Genomic DNA, 5,316 nt, shown 5'->3' with positions numbered 1-5,316 from the left:
TATACGCCTGCGCCGCTATATCAACATTCCCTATAATAAAATTGTGCTGACCCGGCATAATATCCTGAAACGTGACGCCAATACCTGCCAGTATTGTGGCTCTTCCCGTAATTTGACGATCGATCATATCTTGCCCCGGAGCCGCGGAGGCGGCGATAGCTGGGAAAATCTGGTCGCCGCCTGTGATTCGTGCAACGTGAATAAAGGAAACCGGACCCCGGAAGAAGCGGATATGCCCCTTAAACGAAAGCCTTATCGTCCGATTCATATTACTTTTCTGCAGTCTCTTTTAGGCGGCGTGTCGGAGGACTGGAAGCCTTATCTCTATATGTAGGGTAACTATTTTGTAGTTTGCTCCCTGTCACCCGTATAACACCACGTGAACATGAAGAAGGTATAATCGTCGTTATTTTAGGTAACGGATGAATACGGGATAACCGGTACGCAACGTACTCCTTCACACTATTTACATAAAAAATCCTTACTTTTCAGGCTTCGCTATTATTGACCGGTTATTGTTAAGATGGAATATGGAGATCCTGCCGGTTATCCATAACTCTTAATTTATAACAAGAGGTCTTTGAAAAACCAGGAATTCGCGGACATGCCGATACTGGGCAAAAGAGCGGTTTTTCAAAAGCCTCAATAAATAACAAATTACCAATTATCAGCAACCAAACATGAGTAGCAAAGGACGAGTATTAGTAGCCATGAGCGGGGGAGTGGATTCCTCCGTTGCGGCGGTTATGCTCAAGGAACAAGGATATGATGTCATCGGCATCACGATGAAAACGTGGGATTACTCGCGCGTGGGCGGCAAGTCGGATAAAGAAACCGGCTGTTGTACGCTCGAATCCATGAATGACGCCCGGCAGATTGCCGTTAAACACGGATTCAAGCATTTTATCGTGGATATCCGTGAAGAGTTCGGCGACTGGGTTATCGACCGGTTTGTCGATGATTATATGAGCGGACGCACGCCGAATCCCTGCGTTTTGTGCAATACCCATATCAAATGGGCTGCCCTGCTGCGCCGTGCGGATAACCTGGGTTGCGATTTTATTGCTACGGGACACTACGCCCGGGTACGCGAGGAGAACGGCCGGCAGGTGATCTCCCGTGGACGGGATCCCAGGAAGGACCAGTCGTACGCCCTGTGGGGAGTCGAGCAAAAGCATCTTGCGCGCACAAAATTTCCGTTGGGTAATTTTGAAAAAACCCGGATCAGAGAGCTGGCAGAAGAGTTCGGCCTGGATAAAGTGGCCACCAAACCGGATTCCTATGAAATCTGTTTTGTGCCGGACGACGACTATCGACGCTTCCTGAAAGATCGCGTGGATGGACTCGAAGAGCGCGTCAAAGGCGGTAAGTTTGTGGACCAGCAGGGCAATATTGTCGGGGAGCATGAGGGATACCCGTTCTATACCATCGGCCAGCGTCGCGGGCTGGACCTGGCACTTGGGAAACGGGTATACGTAACCGATATAAATCCCGATACCAATGTGATTACCATCGGTGAGAAGAAAGACCTGGTGAGTACCACTTGCCGCGCCAGGAATGTGAACCTGAGCAAGTATGGGGAAGTGCCCGGCGGCGAAATGGAAGTGACGGGGGCAATCCGGTATAACGATGACGGTGTTATGGGACATCTGAAGCAGCTGGGAGAAGATGAAATCGAAGTCACGTTTCCGACCGGGCGCGAGGCTATTGCACCCGGACAGGCGGTCGTCTGCTACGAAGGCGGGGACGTGGTCGCCGGCGGATGGATCCACAAAGTAAATGTTGATATGGACGTATTGCAGGAAGCATAATTTTATTTTGTTTCATTCGTTAGGTAGCCTGTCGAAGATTATATTCGGCGGGCTATTTTTTTGTACATGTATTTAGCTGTTACCGGCAAGGTGACCCGCAAGCTTAAATTTACCATTATCCACCATGAAAAAGGCAACCTATTATGTATCCGCAATGCTTATGGCGGCTTGTTTTACGCAACCGGCTGCTGCCCAGTTTGAAGGGGAAATAACCTATAACAGCTACGAATATACAGACGGAGAGGAGACGAGTGGCGATAGTTTTATGCTGTATATTACGCCGGAACGGATACTACTGCAGGGGGAGAAGAAATATGACTTTATGGAGTCCCTGAAGACCGACGGGGTGCTGGTCCGCCTGGACTCACAGGATTTTGTGTTCTTGACGGGCGGAGGTGAAGCCCTGAAAATTGCCAAAACGGATATCACTTCTCTTATGAATATGTTTAATAATGGCAGCAATGGTGGCGAAGCCCTGGATGAAGACTATGATATCCAGCAAAATCGAACCGGTGAAACGCAAACAATTAAAGGTTACCGGAGTGAAAAGTTTGTTTTCAGGGATGAAGGAGATCCCGACAATAACTATTCTGAAGTCTGGATGACGAACGAAATTGATGTGAACTGGGGGATGTTGGCTGAGCCGTGGGGAGGTGATACTGACGCTGTGATGAGCGATGATTTCCCGATGGATCTTGTTTTCAAGGAAAACTATTTTCCGCTGAAGCTGGAAGCCTATAAAAACGGGAAACTCATTTCTGCCCTGGAAGCTATGGAGATAAAGGAAGTGTCCGTTGATCCCGCCATGACTGAGGTACCGTCAGGAGTTAAAGTACTCAGCATGCAGGAGTATCTTTTCCAGAAGATGAATAACCGGTGACTCTTTTTCGTCCTCTACCTATGGTCCCCCGCCATTGCGGTTCATGTTACCCAGCAGGTACATATCTCCGGTGGGTTGCGGCATACCCCCTTCGGGTTCCATCGTGACGGCAAAAGCACGGGTGGAATCGTTGCGGGCATCGGCCATCTCCTCGAATTTGAAAAAGGCGTTACTGGTGTTGTTAACGGCAAAAACACCGGCACTCACCGGCTCGTTGTTCCGAATGATCCATAACTGGTACTCTTTATCGGGGGGCGTGGCCGGCAGATTTGATACCTGGAGCAGTGCCCGACGGTTTTCAGAATCCCATATTACTTTGCCGTAGCCATCCGGATTGATTTCCAGTCCGGACATCAGTACCATATCGACGTCCTGTGACTCCAGGATGGCCAGTATTTCTTCTTTCTGGCTGAGTTCATTCGTCAATTCGGTAATTTCTGCCTGTTGATCATTAATTTCGGAACTCAGGTTAAAGGAGTAGAAGAGCAGGCTCAGGCTCAGGATCAGCAGGGCAAACGAAGCAGCCGCCGAAAAGGCCGCCCAGTTGAAGGCCTCTACCTCTTTCTCCTCCTCCTCCTCATCCCCATCTTTTTCCGAAGAAGGGTCTTCATCAACAGCAGGAACGGGTGGTGAGGCAGTTTCTTCCGCTCCCGCATCATCCTCCTCCGATGGGAGTTGGTTTATTAGCCGATTTTTCAGTGATTCGGAAGTTTCACCTGGTTCTTTCGTAAAGGACGGCTGATTGGCGATCGACCGCATCTCCCGGTAAAGGCGCTGCTGTTCTTCCGTAGCATTTTCCAGCATCTTTTCGAATGCTTTACGCTCGTCTTCGTCAAGTGCCTGCAGGACATAGCCGGCACAGAGTTCCTTGAATGGTTCGTTATGTGAATGCTCATTAGCCATCAGCGGATGTATGCTCCCCAATGCGTTTTATTAGTTCAATTGCACCCTAGAAATCACCGCGGAATGCGTTTTCGATGTTGCGGCATAGTGAATATAATCACGTTGTTATACTGTTTTGTTACCCAAAAAGCAGTGCAATAGATTAACCATTAATTAAATTTGTTGAAATCAGAAAATAACGTTAGGCTAAGGAGCCTGTCGAACTCAGAAAAATCTACTGCGAGTCCGTCGAATTTGGCCAGATTTTGAGCTCTACTTCATTAAACAGGCCCACGATTTGCCTCAAGAGCCCCCGGAATCTGACTCAAATTGTCTGATTCTGGTTACGATCCTCTAAGTCCAACAGGTTCCTTGACCATCAAAAAACAATATACAAAGAACTTTTAATCTATTTTGAATAATGCCCTGGCTTCTCAGAATGACGCTTTTGGTATCACTGTTGATGGCCCCGGCGGTCATATACCTGGTTTGGCGGGTAAACGTTTCTGCCAGACAACTTTTGGGCGGATCGGCATGGAGCAAACATATCCTGCCGGCTGTGGTATGTTCTTTTTATCTGTTCCCGCTTATCGGCATCATTGATTTTTACTTTTCCGGCGATATTGATCTGCTCAAATACCCTAAACCACTGGCATACTGGTTCTGGTTCGGACTGCTGTTTGTCTTTCAGCTGGCAACCTGGGTGCTTGTAGCCGACCTGGCGAAAGGGATAACCCGCTTTTTTTCATGGGATCCCCGTCGCATGGATCGTATCCACGCACGGCTTATTTTTATGCTCTTTGTGGTTATTTTTTCGTACACGGGGTGGAAAGTGTACCGTGATACCACCCGGGTTGCCGTGGAAAACATAACGCTGCCTGTAGAAGATCTTCCTGAACCGCTCCACGGGTTCAAAGTAGCGCACATTTCCGATATCCAGGGTGATGAGTATACGGGCCGCCAAGAGATAAGCGGTTATATCAGGAAACTGAATGAGCAGAATCCGGATCTGGTCATTTTTACCGGGGACCTCATTTCGTATGGAACGGACTTCGTCGATATGTCCGCCCGCGCGTTCGGGAAAGCGAAAGCCCGGCATGGCGTATATGCCGTCGTCGGCGATCACGATTACTGGGCGGGCACCGCGGCGGTAAAGCAGGCGCTCAATGAAGCGGGGATTTCTCTCCTGGAGGATGAGAATATCGGGATCCCGGTGGACAGCTCCTCCTTTGCTGTGATGACGGGCGTTACGGAAGTGTACAGCCAGCGTTCGAATCCGGAAACCGTGGATTCACTCTCCCGCCGCGCAGGAGATGCCGCACTGAAAATTTTTGCTTCCCATCAGGTTAACGACCGCCTGATCGACAGTGCCATAAAACATGGATACGACATGATGCTGGCCGGTCATACGCACGGGGGACAGATACGCGTTCCGTTTATGGGGATGGATTTTTCAGCTTCGGAGCGGGAGACTGATTATGTCAGCGGTTTGTATTGGGAGGGGACACTGCCCATCCATATAAATAACGGACTGGGATTTACCCTGGGACCGATACGCTATAATGCGCCCCCCACTGTTACGGTGATAGAACTACAGCCGAAATAGCACGCCGTTTAGGTTGTTGGTTATTTGGGACGAAGCCTTTGCAAAACCGTTCTTTTGGCCAATATCTGCATTTTCGTACATTCAAAATCCTCACATGTGCCTTATAACCTGTGGTTTTGAATACGCTCAGGGGTTGA

At 49.1% G+C, this 5,316-nt stretch carries 5 protein-coding genes; 4 read left to right on the top strand and 1 reads right to left on the bottom strand.

From position 1 onward, the window contains the following. The 3 genes from ACESLU_RS11245 to ACESLU_RS11235 form a co-directional block, all read left to right on the top strand. A partial coding sequence (locus ACESLU_RS11245) for an HNH endonuclease (RefSeq protein ID WP_372638744.1) occupies positions 1 to 334 on the top strand: 334 nt, incomplete at its 5' end. A gap of 346 nt (positions 335 to 680) precedes the next feature. Then, entirely contained in the window at positions 681 to 1,811 is a 1,131-nt protein-coding gene (gene mnmA, locus ACESLU_RS11240; RefSeq protein ID WP_372638743.1) for a tRNA 2-thiouridine(34) synthase MnmA, read from the top strand. A gap of 124 nt (positions 1,812 to 1,935) precedes the next feature. Beyond that, positions 1,936 to 2,691 (top strand): hypothetical protein, encoded by a 756-nt coding sequence (locus ACESLU_RS11235; RefSeq protein WP_372638742.1) that lies wholly within the window; start codon positions 1,936 to 1,938, stop codon positions 2,689 to 2,691. An 18-nt stretch (positions 2,692 to 2,709) separates the two neighbouring features. Here the strand turns inward: ACESLU_RS11235 and ACESLU_RS11230 are convergent, their stop codons facing one another. After that, positions 2,710 to 3,594, bottom strand: a complete 885-nt coding sequence (locus ACESLU_RS11230) for an anti-sigma factor (RefSeq protein ID WP_372638741.1) — start codon at positions 3,592 to 3,594, stop codon at positions 2,710 to 2,712. A gap of 400 nt (positions 3,595 to 3,994) precedes the next feature. Between ACESLU_RS11230 and ACESLU_RS11225 the strand changes: the two genes are divergently transcribed. Then, the gene (locus ACESLU_RS11225) at positions 3,995 to 5,179 is read left to right on the top strand and encodes a metallophosphoesterase (RefSeq protein ID WP_372638740.1); all 1,185 of its coding nucleotides are present in this window, start codon (positions 3,995 to 3,997) and stop codon (positions 5,177 to 5,179) included. The last annotated feature ends 137 nt before the right edge of the window (positions 5,180 to 5,316 follow it).

Source organism: Fodinibius sp. (genome assembly GCF_041642155.1).
Lineage (GTDB): Bacteria > Bacteroidota > Rhodothermia > Balneolales > Balneolaceae > Fodinibius.
The sequence above is the reverse complement of the archived record's forward strand: the minus strand, read 5'-3'. Positions and strand labels throughout refer to the sequence as shown.